The sequence below is a fragment of the Flavobacterium sp. 5 genome (assembly GCF_002813295.1).
Classification (GTDB): domain Bacteria; phylum Bacteroidota; class Bacteroidia; order Flavobacteriales; family Flavobacteriaceae; genus Flavobacterium.
Map to the genome: position 1 here is coordinate 189,926 of NZ_PHUE01000001.1, position 17,982 is coordinate 207,907.

Annotated in this window: 15 protein-coding genes; 14 read left to right on the plus strand and 1 reads right to left on the minus strand. The window is 27.8% G+C overall.

Annotated features, from left to right (window positions below; all coding sequences use genetic code 11):
* Positions 1–27: 27 nt before the first annotated feature.
* From CLU82_RS00755 to CLU82_RS00790, 8 genes are read left to right on the plus strand one after another with little or no spacing between them, the layout of a single operon-like run.
* Positions 28–909 (plus strand): hypothetical protein, encoded by an 882-nt coding sequence (locus tag CLU82_RS00755; protein ID WP_100841287.1) that lies wholly within the window; start codon positions 28–30, stop codon positions 907–909.
* An 11-nt stretch (positions 910–920) separates the two neighbouring features.
* The gene (locus tag CLU82_RS00760; protein ID WP_100841288.1) at positions 921–1,865 is read left to right on the plus strand and encodes a ketopantoate reductase family protein; all 945 of its coding nucleotides are present in this window, start codon (positions 921–923) and stop codon (positions 1,863–1,865) included.
* An 8-nt stretch (positions 1,866–1,873) separates the two neighbouring features.
* Positions 1,874–2,398, plus strand: a complete 525-nt coding sequence (locus CLU82_RS00765; RefSeq protein ID WP_100841289.1) for a DinB family protein — start codon at positions 1,874–1,876, stop codon at positions 2,396–2,398.
* A gap of 37 nt (positions 2,399–2,435) precedes the next feature.
* Positions 2,436–2,981, plus strand: coding sequence for a GNAT family N-acetyltransferase (locus CLU82_RS00770; protein ID WP_100841290.1), 546 nt, complete (start codon positions 2,436–2,438; stop codon positions 2,979–2,981).
* A complete protein-coding gene (locus CLU82_RS00775; protein WP_100841291.1) occupies positions 2,971–3,501 on the plus strand; it encodes a GNAT family N-acetyltransferase in 531 nt (176 codons plus the stop codon). The genes CLU82_RS00770 and CLU82_RS00775 overlap by 11 nt, the downstream gene beginning before the upstream one ends.
* A 12-nt stretch (positions 3,502–3,513) precedes the next feature.
* Entirely contained in the window at positions 3,514–4,323 is an 810-nt protein-coding gene (locus CLU82_RS00780) for an isocitrate lyase/phosphoenolpyruvate mutase family protein (protein WP_100841292.1), read from the plus strand.
* Between the two features lie 21 nt (positions 4,324–4,344).
* Entirely contained in the window at positions 4,345–4,830 is a 486-nt protein-coding gene (locus CLU82_RS00785) for a thioesterase family protein (RefSeq protein ID WP_100841293.1), read from the plus strand.
* A gap of 44 nt (positions 4,831–4,874) precedes the next feature.
* Entirely contained in the window at positions 4,875–6,362 is a 1,488-nt protein-coding gene (locus CLU82_RS00790) for a hypothetical protein (RefSeq protein ID WP_100841294.1), read from the plus strand.
* Here the strand turns inward: CLU82_RS00790 and CLU82_RS20650 are convergent.
* Positions 6,339–6,506: a hypothetical protein gene (locus CLU82_RS20650; protein WP_157813288.1), complete on the minus strand. Its 168-nt coding sequence runs from the start codon at positions 6,504–6,506 to the stop codon at positions 6,339–6,341. The two genes, CLU82_RS00790 and CLU82_RS20650, sit on opposite strands and share 24 nt — an antisense overlap.
* 422 nt (positions 6,507–6,928) lie before the next feature.
* Between CLU82_RS20650 and CLU82_RS00795 the strand changes: the two genes are divergently transcribed.
* From CLU82_RS00795 to CLU82_RS00820, 6 genes are all read left to right on the plus strand, one after another.
* Complete coding sequence (locus CLU82_RS00795) at positions 6,929–7,234, plus strand: helix-turn-helix domain-containing protein (RefSeq protein ID WP_100841295.1); 306 nt, start codon at positions 6,929–6,931, stop codon at positions 7,232–7,234.
* Complete coding sequence (locus CLU82_RS00800) at positions 7,231–8,067, plus strand: transcriptional regulator (protein ID WP_100841296.1); 837 nt, start codon at positions 7,231–7,233, stop codon at positions 8,065–8,067. The genes CLU82_RS00795 and CLU82_RS00800 overlap by 4 nt, the downstream gene beginning before the upstream one ends.
* Positions 7,991–8,665, plus strand: coding sequence for an ATPase (locus CLU82_RS00805; RefSeq protein ID WP_232735184.1), 675 nt, complete (start codon positions 7,991–7,993; stop codon positions 8,663–8,665). Before CLU82_RS00800 ends, CLU82_RS00805 begins: the two co-directional genes overlap by 77 nt.
* Positions 8,666–8,701: 36 nt before the next feature.
* Positions 8,702–12,364, plus strand: coding sequence for a hypothetical protein (locus CLU82_RS00810; protein WP_100841298.1), 3,663 nt, complete (start codon positions 8,702–8,704; stop codon positions 12,362–12,364).
* Positions 12,365–12,472: 108 nt separating this feature from the next.
* Entirely contained in the window at positions 12,473–17,335 is a 4,863-nt protein-coding gene (locus CLU82_RS00815) for a sacsin N-terminal ATP-binding-like domain-containing protein (protein ID WP_100841299.1), read from the plus strand.
* Positions 17,336–17,345: 10 nt separating this feature from the next.
* Entirely contained in the window at positions 17,346–17,879 is a 534-nt protein-coding gene (locus tag CLU82_RS00820; RefSeq protein ID WP_100841300.1) for a hypothetical protein, read from the plus strand.
* Positions 17,880–17,982: the final 103 nt, after the last annotated feature.

Genomic DNA, 17,982 nt, shown 5'->3' on the forward strand with positions numbered 1-17,982 from the left:
GTTCATTAATAGAAAAAAAACATAGCTATGAAAAATATCCTAAAAAGCAACCTTTTATTTTACCTGCTAATGGTAATAAATATGAATGCTCAAAAGACCATTACTGGTTTTAATCACGTAGAAAGTGTCGCAACGGATGGAAAATGCTTGTATCTAGCTGATATTGGTAAAGAACTAAATCCAACTACAAAAGATGGTGATGGACACATAATTAAACTAGATAAAAACGGAAAAATATTAGATGCTAATTTCGTAAAAGAAATATTAAATGCACCAAAAGGATTAGCAATTGACAAAGGAATTTTATATATCAATGATATTAATAGTTTAGTAGCCATTGATATAAAAACAGGAAATAAATTATATGAAATTGATTTTAGCAAAGACACGTCATTCTTAAATGATATAGCTATTTGGGACAACAACACTCTATACGTTTCGGCTACTGATATAAGTAAACTTTTCAAAGTTAATTTAACTGATAAATCCTATTCAGAAATTAAAACCGATAAAATAATTGATGGTATTAACGGATTATTCTGTTACCAAAAAGAAAACAGTATATACGTAAATGGTTTTGGAAGTGACAACAAACCTAATGGAATTGTAGGTTATATAAATCTTATAAACAATCAATTTACTCAAATAACTAAAACAGAAGGGTACTATGATGGAATCTTCATTTATGATGATGTACTCTACTTCAGTAATTGGGTATCTTTTGAAAAAAAAGGAATTATAATTTCAATGCAATTATCAAATGGCAAAATTTCTGTTGTAAAAATGAAAGAGCCAATTAGTGGTCCAGCTGATTTTACAATTTTCAAAAACCAATTAATTATTCCTGGAATGATGGATGGTACATTATTATTTGCACCAATAAAAAAAGACGTATTATTTATCAATTGAAATCTTAAAGTATGAAAAAATCAATAACAGTAATAGGACTTGGAGGTGTTGGAGGATACTTCGGTTTCAAATTAGCTCAAACTTATAGTGTTTCTTTAGATATAGCAATCACTTTTGTTGCAAGAAACGAAACATATGAAATCATCAAAAACAATGGATTAACATTGCTTTCACCCGAACATTCAAATAGTAAAGCGTACCCAAATTACTTAATTGACAACCTTAATGATTTACCAGTTTCAGATTTACTTTTAATCTGTGTAAAAGAATACGATCTGGAAGCCGTTTGTTTAACTATTAAGGAGAAAATAAAGAATGATACTATTATTTTACCTTTAATGAATGGAGCCGATATCTATGAAAGAATACGTGGAATTATTCCTAATGGTATTGTACTTCCAGCTTGTGTATATGTAGCTTCACACATCAAAGAAAAAGCCTGTATAGAACACAAGGGTAAGGCTGGAAAAATCATACTTGGTAAAGACCCTTTACATCAACAATTTTCACCTGATGAAATAGTATCAACACTTAAAAATGCAGGAATTGATATGGAATTTAAAGAGAATTCATTACCAGAAATTTGGACTAAATTTTTCTTCATTGCAAGTTTCGGATTAGTTACAGCAAGATATAACAAGTCAATAGGTCAAGTCAACGAAGAAGATAATTTAAAAATGGAAGCATTAGCCATAATGGCCGAAATAAAGAAAATTACAAATCTAAAAGGCATAAAACTATCAGACACAATTATTGCAGATACTTTTGAAAAAGCAGCAACTTTTCCTTACCATACACCAACTTCATTACAATTAGATGTCCAGTCCAAAAAAAGCCAAAATGAGTTAGAATTATTTGCAGTAACAATCATAAAATATGGTAAAGAATTAAAGCTAAAAGTTCCAGCTACAATTAAAATTTATGAAGAAATAAAACAGTTGAACACAGTCTTATAAAAACGTATATGAAATTCACAATAGATAAATCAATAGAAATTCTTACTTCAACTCCTTTTGTTTTAAAAGCCAATCTAAATCAATTAAGTAGTGAGTGGCTTCACAATAACGAAGGAGAAAACACCTGGAGCCCATTTGAAATAGTAATACATCTTATTAATGGAGAAAAAACAAATTGGCTTCCTAGAATCCATATAATCCTTTCCGAAAACAAAGAAAAAAGCTTGGAAAGTTTTATAAGAATGGATGATATAGATTACTATAAAGAAAGAAGTATCTCTGAACTTTTAAATGAATTTAAAGAAAGACGAAATCAGAACATCAATGATTTAAAAGCAATGCAAATTGATGATGATGATTTAAATAAAACTGCAATACATCCAGTTTTTGGAACTGTAAAATTATCCCAACTTATAGCAACTTGGACATTACACGACCTAAATCATTTATCTCAAATATCACGTGTATTAGCAAAACAATACAAAGAAGAAGTTGGTCCTTGGAAAGAATATTTGCCAATACTAGGGAAATAAAATATTGCTAATCAATCCTAAATCCAATCGATTTAAAATGGAATCAAAATACCACATTGTAAACACTTCTCCAAATGATTTAGAAATGATTTGCTGGATGTTTGAAGAAGCAATAGCTTATCAAAAAAGAAATAATTATAAAGGTTGGGACAGTTATGACAAAGCCTTTCTTGAGAATGAAATCAGTAAACTGCTTCAATTTAAAATTGTAGAAAATAAAAAGATATTGTGCATTTTCAGTGTTTGCTTCAATGATCCATTAATATGGCGAGAAAAAGATACAGGAACCTCTATTTATTTACATCGAATAACAGTAAACCCAAAATTCAAAGGACAAAAGCAATTTAAAAAAGTATTGAATTGGGCGATAGAATATGCTTATAAAAATAAATTAGATACAATACGAATGGATACTTGGGCTGAAAATACCACAATAATAGATTATTATAAAAGTTATGGCTTTCAATTTTTAGAAAACTACAAAACAGCCAATACAAAAGAACTTCCCATCCAACATCGAAATTTAAATGTAGCATTATTAGAATATAAAGTAAAACCAATAGCAAAAACCAATGATATTTGATAACTACGAACTCCGTTTACTGCAAAGAGATGATAAGAAGTGTTTTTTTCAACTAATAAAAAATAACATTGGTCGTCTTGAAGATTTTGTAGTAGGTATTGTTGCACAAACAAAAACAGAAGACGATGTTGAAAATTTCATTAATAACTCGATAATTAAAATTTTAAACAAGAGCTACTACCCTTATTTAGTGATTGATTTGAAAACCAAAAAGCCAATTGGATTTGTTGATATAAAAAATATCGATTGGAACATTCCCAAAGCAGAATTAGGTTTTTTTATAGATGAAAATTATACCGGAAAAGGTATTTCGACAAAAGCAATAATTCATCTTTCAGAATATTTATTCGATGAATTAAAATTCAATAAGTTATTATTACGAATACATCAGTCAAATAAATCATCAATAGGTGTTGCAGAAAAATGTGGTTTTGAATTTGAAGGGATTATCAAAAATGATTACAAAACTACAAAAGGGAAAATTGTAGATTTTAGGTATTATGGAAAAGTAAAATCTTAAAAAAATTACTATATGGCTACTCAATTTGAAAAAGGATTACTGTTTGAGAAACTTCATCATTTGAATAATGAAACTTTCATAATTCCAAATCCTTGGGATATTGCTTCTGCAAAAATTTTAGCCCATTTTGGTTTTAAAGCTTTGGCTACTTCTAGTGCCGCATTAGCCTTATCGGAAGGAGTTTCTGATAATGAATTGCCTTTAGAAAAAGTATTAATTCATTTGAAAAAGATTACATCGGCTACTAATTTACCAGTTACCGCAGATCTTGGTAACGGTTTTTTTGATAAACCAGAAATGATTTATGATACTATAATAAAAGCAGCTGAAACTGGAATAGTTGGAGCTTCAATCGAAGACACGAACTCTAATAAAAATTATCCTTTAGAATTGGCTGTAGAAAGAATTAAAGCTGCTTCAGAAGCTGCTAAAAGTTTGAATTTCCCTTTTATGTTAACAGCTCGTGCTGACAATTATTTCATTGGAAATCCAAATTTAAAAGATACAATAAAACGATTACAAGCTTACCAAATGGCTGGTGCCGATGTTCTCTTTGCTCCTGGAATAATTTTAAAAGAAGAAATACAATCTATTGTAACTTCAATAGATAAACCTTTGAATGTATTAATGGGTATCAAGGGTTCTAACTCAAATTTTGAAGAATTATCGAAAATCGGAGTAAAAAGGATAAGTCTTGGAGCTTCACTTTATCGAAATACTATGACCCGTTTTATTGAATCAATAGAAAGTATTAAACAAACAGGTCAATTTGATTTTGCAGATGAATCTTTAAGCTTTCAAGAAATTAAAAATTTGCAATAAAACACCTCAAAAATTAGAATTATGAACAAAAATCCAAATTCAAAGTATAAAATTCGATTTCCAGATTGTGATATGTTTGGACATTTAAACAATTCAAGATACCTAGATTATTTAATCAATGCACGTGAAGATCATTTAAAAGACTTTTACAATTTTGACTTTAATGAGTATTATAAAAATGATTTAGCTTGGGTAATTAACAGTCACGAAATTACATATTTACGACCAGCCGTTTTTAATGAAATCGTTACGATTCAATCCACATTATTGAATTTAGACATTGAATCACTTCATTTAGAAACAATTATGATGAATGAAGAGCAAAATCAAATAAAAGCTATTATGAGATCAATACTTATTCCAATAAATTTAAAAACGGGTCGAAAAGCACCTCACAATTCTGAATTTATGGAATGGGCAAAAACTATTGAAAATAAAGAAGTTGGAAATCAAGGAGATTTGAAAGAAAGAATTAAACAACTACTTTCTGATTTCAAATCCAAATAAAACCAAAAAAACTAGACACGAAGATTAAGCACATAAAACAAAGTATGAAGCCAAAATACATTCTAGAAAACTACGATAGAATCCTAAAAGAAATCAAAAACCCAAAGATTATTTTTAGCAACGATCTAACACCTTTTGTAGAAAATTTTACTTCTGAAAGTTTTCTTATTTCTCAAGTAGATTTCATCAAACAAAATGGAAAAACAAAATACATTATCAAAAAACCAATTCACAATCTACATCCAAAAGTAACAAAACTAAACTTCAAGGAGTCTGAAATTGTTGAAGAATTTGAGCCTTTTATTCCACAAATACTTGATGAATTAAACATTCCGGAGAACCAAAGTAGTTTACGTTGGTGTACTAAAAATGAGAATACTTTATACGTTTTACAAGAGTGTGAAATCGAGGATCTATTACAAGAAAAACGATTCTTTCTCTATTGCTATCATTCATTAAAAAATGAAAATTCAAAAATCAAGAAAATAAATAAAGAACGAGTATTTAAGTTCAAAATAAAAGAACGAATTGAACAATACATTCATAGAAAACAGTACGCCCTAGAGAATTTAGCACATCGCCTAATCAAGGAAATCAATCCAAAAAACTCATCAGATCTTTATCAATTTTCTAATAATTATGATAAAATTGATTGTCTAAAAATCACCTATATCTACCTTGAAAAATTACTTCGTTTTATTGAAAAAGAATATAGAAACTATCTCAATGTAAATATTCAAATCCCCTATCGTTCCACTTTAGTCAAAGACTTTGAAATTACAAACAAACTTAAAAAAGTCAAATCACGATTATTAGAAAGTAACATAAATGACCAATTATTAAAATTGGCTTATGAACCATTGTTAAAAATTGCAACAATAAACATTCAAGAAAAATTGACCTATTATGAATTTAATTATTGTTCAGAATTCATAATAGCTCTTTACAAACAAATACATTTCGAAAATATTTCTGAAGAAATAATCAAAGAATGTCTTTTCGATTTAAACTTTAATTCTACACAGTTTTTTGATAATTTGACTGATGGTATTTTAATGGAATTATCCGTACAAGAAAACAATATCCAAAAGATTGATATTCTTTACAGATTACTCAAAAATTACAATCAAAAACAAACTCGAACGTTCATAAAGTATAATGAAAATTTACCTTCAATAAAAGAGCAGATCATAAGTTGGATTGAAGAAGAAATTGAATATTTATCTAAAAAAATGAAATTGGATGCCAATCAATTTACTAATGTATGTACCAATGAAGCTAAAATCAAATTTCTTACCGGATTATCAGTAGCACAGTTGAGTTATTTTTTCGCATTATTAATCGAAACAGGGGTAATAAAACATAAAAATCAAGCAGATATATTTCGTTTTATTTCAGAAAATTTCAAAACAGCAAACACCGATAAAATATCGACAGATAGCATAAAATCAAAATACTACAATATTGAAACGTCTACAAAAAATGTTATCCGTGAAAAAATAATTGAACTACTCGGATTGACGAAGTTTTAAAACCTCCTTCAACATTCTCCATCCAAAACTATTCATTGTAAGTAAAGTTTCATCACTAATTAGTAACAATTCTGAAATATTTGGGATTTTATGTAAATTCATAAATCCTTGCAATTCGGGACTAATTGTTGTTGCTTCTTTCATAACTAAATCTTTTTAAGATATACGAAAAAATCCCATTTTGGTATTGGTACAAACAACAGCGTGGGACATCGATCATCAGCATCAGAGGTACGACCAAGCACCTACAGCCACGATAAACCGAGCCCACGCATAGCGTAGGCGAACAGTTTATTCGTAGGCTGATTATAAGAAGTTTGGTCGTTTTCTGATGCCCTAAATAACTTTCGCAATATATTTTATAGAGGCAATACCTCTATTTTGTATTCATTAGGCAAATCTAGTCAAAATGGAACAAATAAGAGATTAATAGTCGTATTAATAAAACTTTTTTCTGTTGAATGGCTGATTTTGTTATACTTTGTTGGGGGTTGCGCAACCCCAGTAACTGTTTTGGTATTCGTTTAATATTTCTCTTTGTCTGAAATATTTAAAACCACAATAGTATGGCAATCGAAGTTATCACTCGCGAAGACTTAAACGAATTCAGAAGTCTTCTTTTGAATGATTTAAAAGAAATCATTCAATCCAAACCGCAACAGCAAAAACAATGGCTCAAATCTAATGAAGTACGTAAAATGCTAAACATTTCTCCAGGTACTTTACAAAACCTCCGTATCAATGGAACATTATCTTATACCAAAATTGGAGGAATTATTTATTACGCCTATAGTGATTTAATGAAAGTATTAGAAGAAAATAAAGTGGACGCTACAGTTACTTTATTCAATCCAAAATGGTTAGTTCGATGAATTACATAAAACATCTAACAGGTTTTTTCGATAGAATAGTTCAAGACAGAAGTCTTAACCCTACCCATATTAGTCTTTACATTGCACTTTTTCAATTTTGGAATGTAAACCGTTTTCAAAATCCAATCAGTATCACTCGTGATGAAGTAATGCGAATAAGCAAAATTTGCTCCAAGGCAACGTATCATAAATGTATGCGAGAACTAAACGAAAAAGGATATATCAAATATGAGCCGTCATTTAATCCATTCAAAGGCAGTATGGTCATTCTTTTTAATTTTTCAGAAGACTTAAAGCCAGTTCAGAAAAGAGTTAGCACAACCGAAAAAAATTTACCAGTTACTGAACAGCTTGTGAACAAGCAAAGAACTAGTTCTGAAACAAGCACTGAACAAGCGCTAGTACCTTCTATAAACTATATAAACAATACAAACATTTCAAACGATTTAAACTTGCAAACGCCAGCAGAAAATTTTGAAATTAAAGATAATTTTTTAGAAAAGGAAAATATAAAAAAAGAAAAAAGTTCCGCCAAAAAAGAAAAAGAGTTTGCTTTCACTTCGGGCGCAACCGAGAAACCAACTATTCAAATTATCAAAGCGTATTTCCTCGAACAAAACTTTCTAGAACTCGAAGCTCAAAAGTTTTTTAATTATTTCTCAAGTATCGGTTGGTTAGTTGGAGGAAAAACGCCAATGGTCGATTGGCAAGCTTCAGCACAAAATTGGATGATAAACGCAACTAAATTCAAAAGCAATGGACAAAACAACCAACCTAATAGAGCAACCCATCTCAACACCACAAGTGACAAAGACTATTCAGAGCCATTATAACTACGAGGAAGTTATCATTTGGCTCGAAAAAAAAGGTGTAGAATTGTATGGAAATCATTTCAAAATTTCAGAAAGTGATTATCCAATAGTTTACAAACTCATCGCCTATTTTCTAAAAGATGATCAAACCTGTTTTCAATTCAATATAAACCTCAACAAAGGAATTATGCTTTCAGTACCAGTTGGCTGTGGCAAAACATCACTAATGAATTTGATGAAATACCTAACTCCAATCGAACGTAAATTTTCAGTAAAACCCTGCCGAGACATAAGTTTTGAATTTATCCAAGACGGCTACGAAGTAATCCATAGATACTCCAAAGGCAAACTCTACCAATCCGAAGCCAAAGCAATTTGCTTCGACGATTTAGGAACTGAAAACAACCTAAAATATTTTGGAAACGAATGTAACGTAATGGCAGAAATTCTATTATCTCGATACGATTTATTCACTTCCAAAAAACTACAAACACATATAACCACAAACCTTTCAGCTTCTGAAATTGAGAATGTATATGGTAATCGGGTAAGGAGTAGGTTGAGAGAGATGATTAATTTGATAGCTTTTGATAGCAATATAAATGATAAGAGAAAGTAAAATTTTATAGTTATTTTTATAATCTAAACAATTACAATGATAACAAGTATTGAACAAGCGCTTTTAAGTTGCAATCCTGATAAGTTTGCTAATATTTGTAGATTATATTTAGGCTACAGGTATTCAATTGTGAATCCAACTGGTTTAGTTGTAGGAAAAGAAAAATCAAAGAAAGGAACTCCAGATAATTTTATTTCAGATAATGATTCTTATATTTTTAGTGAGATAACAACTATTGACAAAAACCAATTAGTTCCAAAACTAAAAAAAGATATTGAACATTGTTTTAATCAAAGTGATATTTCTTCAGATAAAATAGTTAGAATTATTTTAATATGTAATCAAGAAATTACGACAAAAATTCAAGAAGAACTAAATGATCACAAAAACTTAATAAATAAATTTACTAAACTAGAAGTAATTGGTTTAGATGCTTTTGCTACGATTATTTTTAGAGATTATCCTTCATTAGCAAAAGAACTGGGATTAAGTATTGATACAGGTCAGATTTTAGAAATGAGTGAATTTGTAATTCAGTATGAAAAATCAAAATTTGCTACCCCCTTGTCAAATGCCTTTTTTAACAGAGAAACGGAATTAGAGAAAAGTGTAGAATTACTAAAGCAATATGATTTTTTACTTATTACTGGGCAAGCTGGTGTTGGTAAAACCAAATTTTCAATTCAGTTAGTTACAAATTATCTGAAAAGTAATCCAGGATATATTGTGAAGTATATTAGAAACAATAATCAACTAATTTGGGATGATTTAAAAATACAAATAACAAAAAACAACAAGTACATCATTGTTATTGATGATGCTAATAAACTCAAAAGTAATCTAGCATCAATTATACATTTTAAAAACGAATTCAGTTCTGGTAACATTAAAATTATAATGACTGTTAGAAATTATCTGAAACGAGAAATTGAATATCAACTTAAAGAAAATGGTTTAATAGAATTGGCAAATTTTGAGAAATCAGAATTAGCAAAAATCTTGCAATCTCCCGAATTTAACATTACTGATTATTATACAGATAAAATATATTCAATTTCAAAAGGAAATCCAAGAATTGCCCTAATGGGAGCTATTGCTGGGATAAATAACGAAATCGAAAAACTCACTAATGCATCATCAATATTGGAAGAGTATTTTTCATCAGCAAATAATAGTCTAAAAGATGATTTAGTTTTACTAAAGACCGCTGGAATATTAACACTTTTTAGATCTATTGATATTTCTAATTCAGGTGTAACCGATGAAATTTCAAAGTATTTTGACATTAACAAAAATGAATTAGTAGAAAAATTAAGCTTACTGGTAAAAAATGAAATTGCCGACGAATACAAAAATACCTATAAAATTGCGGACCAAATTCTTGGAGAATATGTTTTCTATTTGGTTTTCATTAAAGAACAACATATTCCATTTAAACAACTATTGAATTTACACTTTGACGAACATAAAATTTCATTGATGACACTTTTAAATCCAATAATTAGTAATTATGGTTTTTATGAAATAAAAGATTTGATATTGTATGATGTTAATCAAAAATGGAATTCTATTAAAGATGACCAAGATAAATCAATAAAATTTTTAGAAAGTTTTTGGTTTTATTTAGAAACGGAAACAATTGTATTCATCAATAAAATTATAAGTTTAAAAACTGAATTTGAATTAGATAATCTTAAGTTTGAAATTTACAAAGACAACCATACTGAATCGTATGACGATAAGATAATCGCTCTTTTAGTGAATTTTCAAAACCTTCCAAATAAATTTGAAGTTGCTTTGGCATTATTATTAAAGTATGGTTTATCAAACGAAATCCTATTTACTAAAACATTAAAAGTTCTCACACAATCATTTACATACAAAAGATTTAGCTATGAATATGGTTATAAAATTCAAATAAAACTCTTTGATTTTTTATATTCAAAAGTTAATGAAAATAATATTTTTTATTCCAAGATCATTCTATTCATTGCTAATAAATATCTAATTGATAGTTACGAGTGCCACTATGGCGGTAACGGAAGGCAGTTTTACTTTAATCAGGAATATATTGTGCTAACCGAAGAACACAAAAGTTTTAGAACTAAACTTTTTGAGTTCATTTTTGACTGTTATAAAAACACAGAATTAAAAGACTGTGTATATGATTTCTTCGATAAACATAGGTATTCGCATCTCAATCGTGGTGAAATAAGAGTAATCAATTTTGATAAAAAACTAATAATTCCTTTTTTTGAAAACAACTTTAATAATGGCGAATTTAGAGAATCTTCAATTGTGCACAATTACTTAAGAACACTTGGTTTTTCAAAAATAACATTCAAAAAAGAGGTTAGAAATCTTATTAGCTCAAAAGAGTTTAAGTTATGGCTATTTTTAGATGAAAAATTTGAAAGAGATGAAAAAATAATTACTGCTTTTTCAAGCTATACTTATGAAGAGTATATAGATTTTATTCAGTCTTTAGACGCAATATACAAACAACATACAGAACATTTTTCAGGATATTCATCAATTATTAGTTCCGTTTCAGATATATTGGAGAATCTTTCTAAAAAAGATTTCAATTTGTTTATCAAAGTGTTAGAATGTATTTTTAAGTACGAATATTCAAAAAACATATTAATTGGTAAAATAGTATCTAGCATAGATTTTAATAAAGAAAAAGTTGAAACCTTAAAATTAGTTTTCATAAAAACTACAAATAGTGATATAAATTTATTGGAACTTTTTACAAGAATTCCAAATAAGTATATAGAAATCGAAGACTATAATTATCTTGTTGAAATAATACAAAAAGATGATTTTAAAAATATTTGGTTTATAGATCATCTTATAAAAAAGATTTCTGATTTAGAATTAAATATTGAAGTTGAAATTGATAAATTACTTGATATAATAATTCTAAAAACTGAATTATACGACAATCTATTTATGTATGGTGACTTTTTCAAAATCATTAATAACCAACATCAATCCTCTTTCGCAAAAAACTTAAAAAAGCTTGAAAAAATTTACTTGTATTTAGATAATTCGGGAAGACATTTTGATTATGATTTGGAAGTATTAAAAATAATTTTATCACAAAACCCCAATTTTATAATTGATTTATTGAAATATAATTTTGACGATAAAGACTATTTATCGAGAAGAGATTTTAATGAAAATGATTTCAAAAAACTTTGGGATTTGGATAACTACGAAATTGTCTTTGAAAATATGATTAATTATTTAGTAAGATTTAAAAGTGTTTTTCTTCATCGTGCTTCAGAATTTTCAAGTGCATTTAGAGGAGATAGTCAAAAAGAAATTGATTTTTTACAGAATAAATTACTGAATACTGAAAACAAAAAAATGATTGAGTTGATATTCAATATCATTTCAAGTATGTACAGAGATAAAATGTTAGATTTTCTTAAAATAATTTTAGATAAAGATTGCGATATAGAACTTTTCAAAAGACTTGATTTTTATACTTCTGCTGGGGTTACAGTAAATAGTAGACTACCAAATATGCAATTTGAATTATCCCAATACGAAAAAGTAAGAGACTTTCTAGTAGAACAAAGTAATATAAACTATTATGAATTTATAGAAATTATCAATCGAAGTATTATGTATTCAAAAATGAGTATTGAAAGAGAAAGGAAAGAAGAATTTGTTAGTGAGTGGGATTAAATATAATACACTATAAATCAATTAAACCCAAGAGGAATAATTCTAAATGTTATTCCAAATAATTAAAGACAAAATAAGTTCAACATATAAAAAATAGAATTCGAAAAAATGGAAGTATCAAATAGTCTTACTATAGCAAATCAGGATATTTTAGATTTAATTGGTAAAAGACGTGATATTTATATCAAAGACCCTTTACTTATTGTAGAACATTTCAACAATGAAAACAAAATAATTGATGAATATAATGGTCGTCAATTACTTGAAATGATTCAAAATGCTAACGATGAAAGTGATACTACCAAACCTAAAAAGGTTAAAATTACTTTAGAAAACAACACTCTAATAATAGCTAATAATGGTAATCCATTTTCTATTGGTGGTGTAGAATCACTTATTTATAGTGATTTAAGTCCAAAAGTAATGGAAGAAAATAAAGTAGGTCAAAAAGGACTCGGATTTCGTTCGGTACTCAACTGGTCAGAAGAAATTTACATTGCTAGTTATGACCTGCACTTAAAATTTTCTAAACAACACGCGAGAACTTTCCTTGAGGGATTAATAGAAGAAAATCCTGAAATTCAAACGGTTTTAAAACGAAAAACAAATAAGTCTTTCTCAATTTCAGTATTGCGCTGTCCATATTTGGAAGAAGACACAAATCATAAAAAAGAAATTGATTATGATACTGTAATAGAATTAAGTCTAAAACAAGACATAAATCAAGACATAAAAGATCAGATTAATAAAGATATTATTCCGGAAATATTAATCTTTTTAAACAAACTCGAAGAAATTGAAGTACAAACAGATGAGCATCATTTTCTATTAAAAAAAGAAACTACAGATAATGGAATTCTTATTACCAAAACAGACTTTTTAGACGAGAAAAAAAATGACAGTTGCCTGTGGTTTACTTCGGAAGAAAAAGGGAATCTAACTAACAATGATGTTACTAAAAACTATGAATTAAAAATTGCATACAATCCCAATACGAAACCATCTATACAAAAACTATTTTCTTATTTCAGAACAGATGTTGATTTCCCTTATCCAGTATTGGCACACGGTTCATTTGAATTAACTGGAAATCGTAATCAATTAATTGAAGACGAAAACGGTTTTAATAAAATGCTATTGGATAAATTAGCTAAATTGTTAGTGGCTTGTTCAATAGATCTTACCAAAGAAAAAAAATGCAATTATGATGCTTTAAAACTCATTATACCGTCGGTTACAAATAATAGTAGCCTGAATAACGCACCTTGGAATTTTAATAAAGCCATCGAAATTTCCATTGCGGACACCCCAATTTTTCCATCTATAAACAACAAATATTTAAAGCTTTCAGAAAACATCAAGTTTTATGAAGTGCCTATTCAAGATAGTATTCCTAAAAAAGCTTATTCAATATTTAATTCGCTTTTACAAGCAACTTCGGATAGAGAAATTATCTATTATTTCTCAACTTTGAAAGTTAATTTAAAATACCAAGACAGCGATTTTACCAATAAAATCAATCAAATTATTGACAATGATTATTTAAATGAAAAACAGCGTGTCGATTGGATTTTTTTAGTTTGTGAAAAAACAAAAGATATTTATAATGGCAAAAATCCAGCTTTACCATTTTTACTTATAAATTCCGATGATAAAAAAATCAAAAGTTTTGACACTGTTATTGTACCGCCTAAAGAGATAACTTATAAACTCCCTAAAGGCATTAAATTGCAATTCTTAAATCAAGATTTGTACAGAAGAATTAGATCTCGATTTGGTAATATTCTTCCACGTCAAGTAATTGATAAATTGAGTCTATACAATGTAGCAGAATATGCTATGAATGTCGTGGTTCAAAAAATTATTTCAAGCACTAACGAAATTATTAGAGTAGGTAAAAAAGATAAAGCCAATACAATTGCCGAAATGCACAAGGCTTTATATGGTATTTACAATTCATTAGATGACAATACAGATGCTAAAAATAGCTTTCCCTCAACATTGACTTCTCCTTATTTATTTACAAGAAATAATGAATTAAAAGAAGCCAATAAATTATATTTCGGTAAAGAATATGTGCTAGGTTATTTAATGGAAGATTTACTAAAAGAAGTCAAAGAAGATGTTTTTGTGGGATCTTTAAAGCAAAATGGTTTAGTTGAAGAACTACCAGAATTAGCAGTTTTAGAGACAAATCATTCTGTAGAAAAATATTTGAAATGGCTTGGTATTGCTGATTTTCCTAAAAGAGAGAATAACGAAATTAAAGACTGGTCCCTTGGTAGTAATGATTTTATAAAATTTACATTCCAATCTATAAAATATCCCTTTAATACTGTTGGATATAATGAAATAATAGGCAGTTTTTCAGATATTAGAAAATGTTGGGATTTTAGATGTAATGTTTTGTGGTATGAACATTTTGATACCATTCTTACTGGTGCATCATTTGAGTATTTGTTAACTTGGTTTTTAATGGACAATGAATTGTATAATACACTTACAACAAATCAAGAATTTCATAGAAGTGAATTAAGATTTGCATCTCCTCACAAAGTACATCATAGAAATTTGCCTAGAAACAATATAAAATCATACATTAACTTTATACTTCAAAAAACAGCTTTTATACCTGTTGAAAATGGAGAAAAATCAAAACCTAATAATTGTTTGTTGGACAGCAACAATTTGAGTCCATTAGTCAAAACACCTAAAATAAATTATACAGCAACACCTTTCATTTACAATAATATTGATGAAGAACGAATTAATTATTTTTTAAAAAGAATAGGATTAAAAGATAGTTTGAAAGATTTGACAATTCAATCACTATATAAATTACTAAACCAACACAATACCCATTTTTCAGAAGCAACAAGCAATATTCAAAGTTTTTATACAGCTATTATTGAAGCTACTAAAAACAGAGAAGTTATTGAAGAAAGCCTCGAAAGAAAAAAATATATTGAAACAGGTCAAATTTATGCCAATTTTGAAGGGAAAAATAGTTTTACTCCCATAAGTGAAGTAACCTATGTTGACAATCCAAATTTCAGCCAAGAGCTATTAAAGAAACTAAAAATTGCCAAGTTGCCACATCGTGCAGGTAATCAAAGAATTTATAGTTTGTTTGGTGTACAACCATTAGATTATATCAAGTTTAATGTTCAGAAAAATGTCGAATCCAATCACAAGCTTAATGAGGCTTTCGTAGGAGAACTAAATGAAATGAAACCTCATTTATTTGCATACCGTTTTCAAAAAGGATTAAAGAAAACACAATTAGATTTAGAATTATCAGCAATAAAAAACATTAAGATTATTATAGCATTTAATATTGATGTAATATACCAATTAAATGGAGTTGATAATGATTTATCCTTAAATAAATACGAGTATATACAAGATGATATTTCAAAAATATTTTATATCAAATTAGATCGTGAGAATTCTAATTATCAAGAATTAAAAAAGGATTATAGATTTAAAGAAACTGTAGCAGACATCATTTGTGGTGCTTTAAAAGTAACCGAAAACAGAAAAGACTTTATTTTATTATTAGGCGAAAGCCCATCTAATTGGGTTCATCTTCTAAAAAGAGAGTTTGAAGATTATGAAACTATTGAAAAACAAATCATCGGAAAATTTGAAGGCGTTTTATCATCAGAACAAAGATTTTGGAAAATAATATTGGATTTAAAAGGAATAAAATTCAAATCTGAAATAGATTTAAATAGTGATTTTATTCACAGTAAATTATTTGTAAAATTAGATAAAGATGAGTTTTTTGATACATTCAGAAAGTTAGATTACAACAATCTTTCAGATCGTAAAAACTTCTTATACATTCAAAAAATATTTCAATACATAAAAATTGATTTAGTAGATTTTAATGCTTTGGGATATAAAATTTTAAATTTTGAAAGCCATTTTGAAAATCAATTATACACCTATCATAAAGTTTTTTCAGAAAAATACGCATCCTTTTTATTCAGCAAAAAGCAATCAAATAGCTTTATAGAACAATGTGAGCAGGTATCTAAATTCAATTCCTTTAAAGTAAGTAACTCAATTAATTTTGTTGTTAAAAATGCGCATAAATTAGCTATTTCCAAAAGTTATTCAAATATTAATTATGGAGCTGTTGAAGTTACTAGCAAAATAGATTTAGAAACAATCTACAGCAAAAACTTCAGAGCATTAGAATCTGATTTGAGATTAATATCAAATTTTGATGATACCATTTTCAATGATAATAAATATGATATTGAATTTAGGAATGCAGTTTATTTTAATGAGGTAGAAAATATAAAAACAGATTTAATTCAAAAATTCAATAGTTTAACCAAGGATAATGGTGAGTTGCAAATAAATATTGCCAATAATTCAGTTGCTTTTTCAAACGATAATGTTAATGATTTATTAGATTTTATTAATGAGCAAGTAAAGAATAATGATTTTCAAATAGAACATTATACTCCTACTAAAGTTCCGGAGCCAGTAAAAACTGGTAGTGAAAATAGCTCATATGGACAATCTTTCTATGGAAAATCAAAAAAATATAAAAATGAGGATATTGGTTTTATTGGGGAAAAATTTGCTTTTGAAGTATTGAAAAAAGAATTCGAAAGTGTTGAATGGGTTTCGGAATATGCAATTAAGGCTGGTTTTCCAAAAGGTAAAGATGGTTTGGGATATGATTTTGAATGTAAAAAAGGTGATGAAACACGATTTGTTGAAGTAAAAAGTTCAGTAACAAAAAATTATTCATTCAATATTAGTCCAACTGAAGTAAAAATTGGACATTCAAAAGAAAAATCATTTGACATTCTTTTAATTACTAATCTTTTATCCGAAGATATTAATTTTAAATATTTAAGAAATATATTTGACTATACTAACAACGAAAGCTTTTTGGAAAACACAAAGTTTCTTGTTGAAAATGACAGTTATAAAATTAAGTTTAAATAAAGCTTTATAGATGAATAAAAAAACTGTAGATGTCAATTTAGTTTTTTCAAAGATTGGCAGATGTTTAGTTGCTGCACAAAGAATAGAATTAGCTAGTGGAGAAATTTTAAAATTTCTTGCAGAATATGATAAAGATTTATATAATTTAACTTCCGAAGAATTTTTAAAACTAGCTGGAAAAACACAAAAAACAAAAATGACTTTAGGAAACATTTTCAAGTTACTTAAACTCAATCCCAATTTAGTAATAGAAGAAGAACTAAATAGTTATTTACAAAAAAGGAATATGTTAGTTCACAATTTTCTCACTGATTATCTTCACACTGTTAATGTAAAACAAGCGAAAAAAGCTGAATATTTTTGTGATGATTTTCTAAAACACTCTGCATTAATGGAAAGCTTTTTTAAAGGTTTCTTAAACTTTATATTGCTACCGCCAATTCCAGAAGACGAAGAGCCATATGTAGAAGAAAGTCTAATGACCGAAGATTTTTATTATTTCATTTCACATTTTATTAAATATCATCCAGGCGAAGAGATCTGAAATCTATTACTAAAATTCTATTATGTAGTTACGATTTAGACACTGTAAAAAACCGCTAACCCTTATTAATATTAATCTTTTTACTTTAGAAATTTAACATATA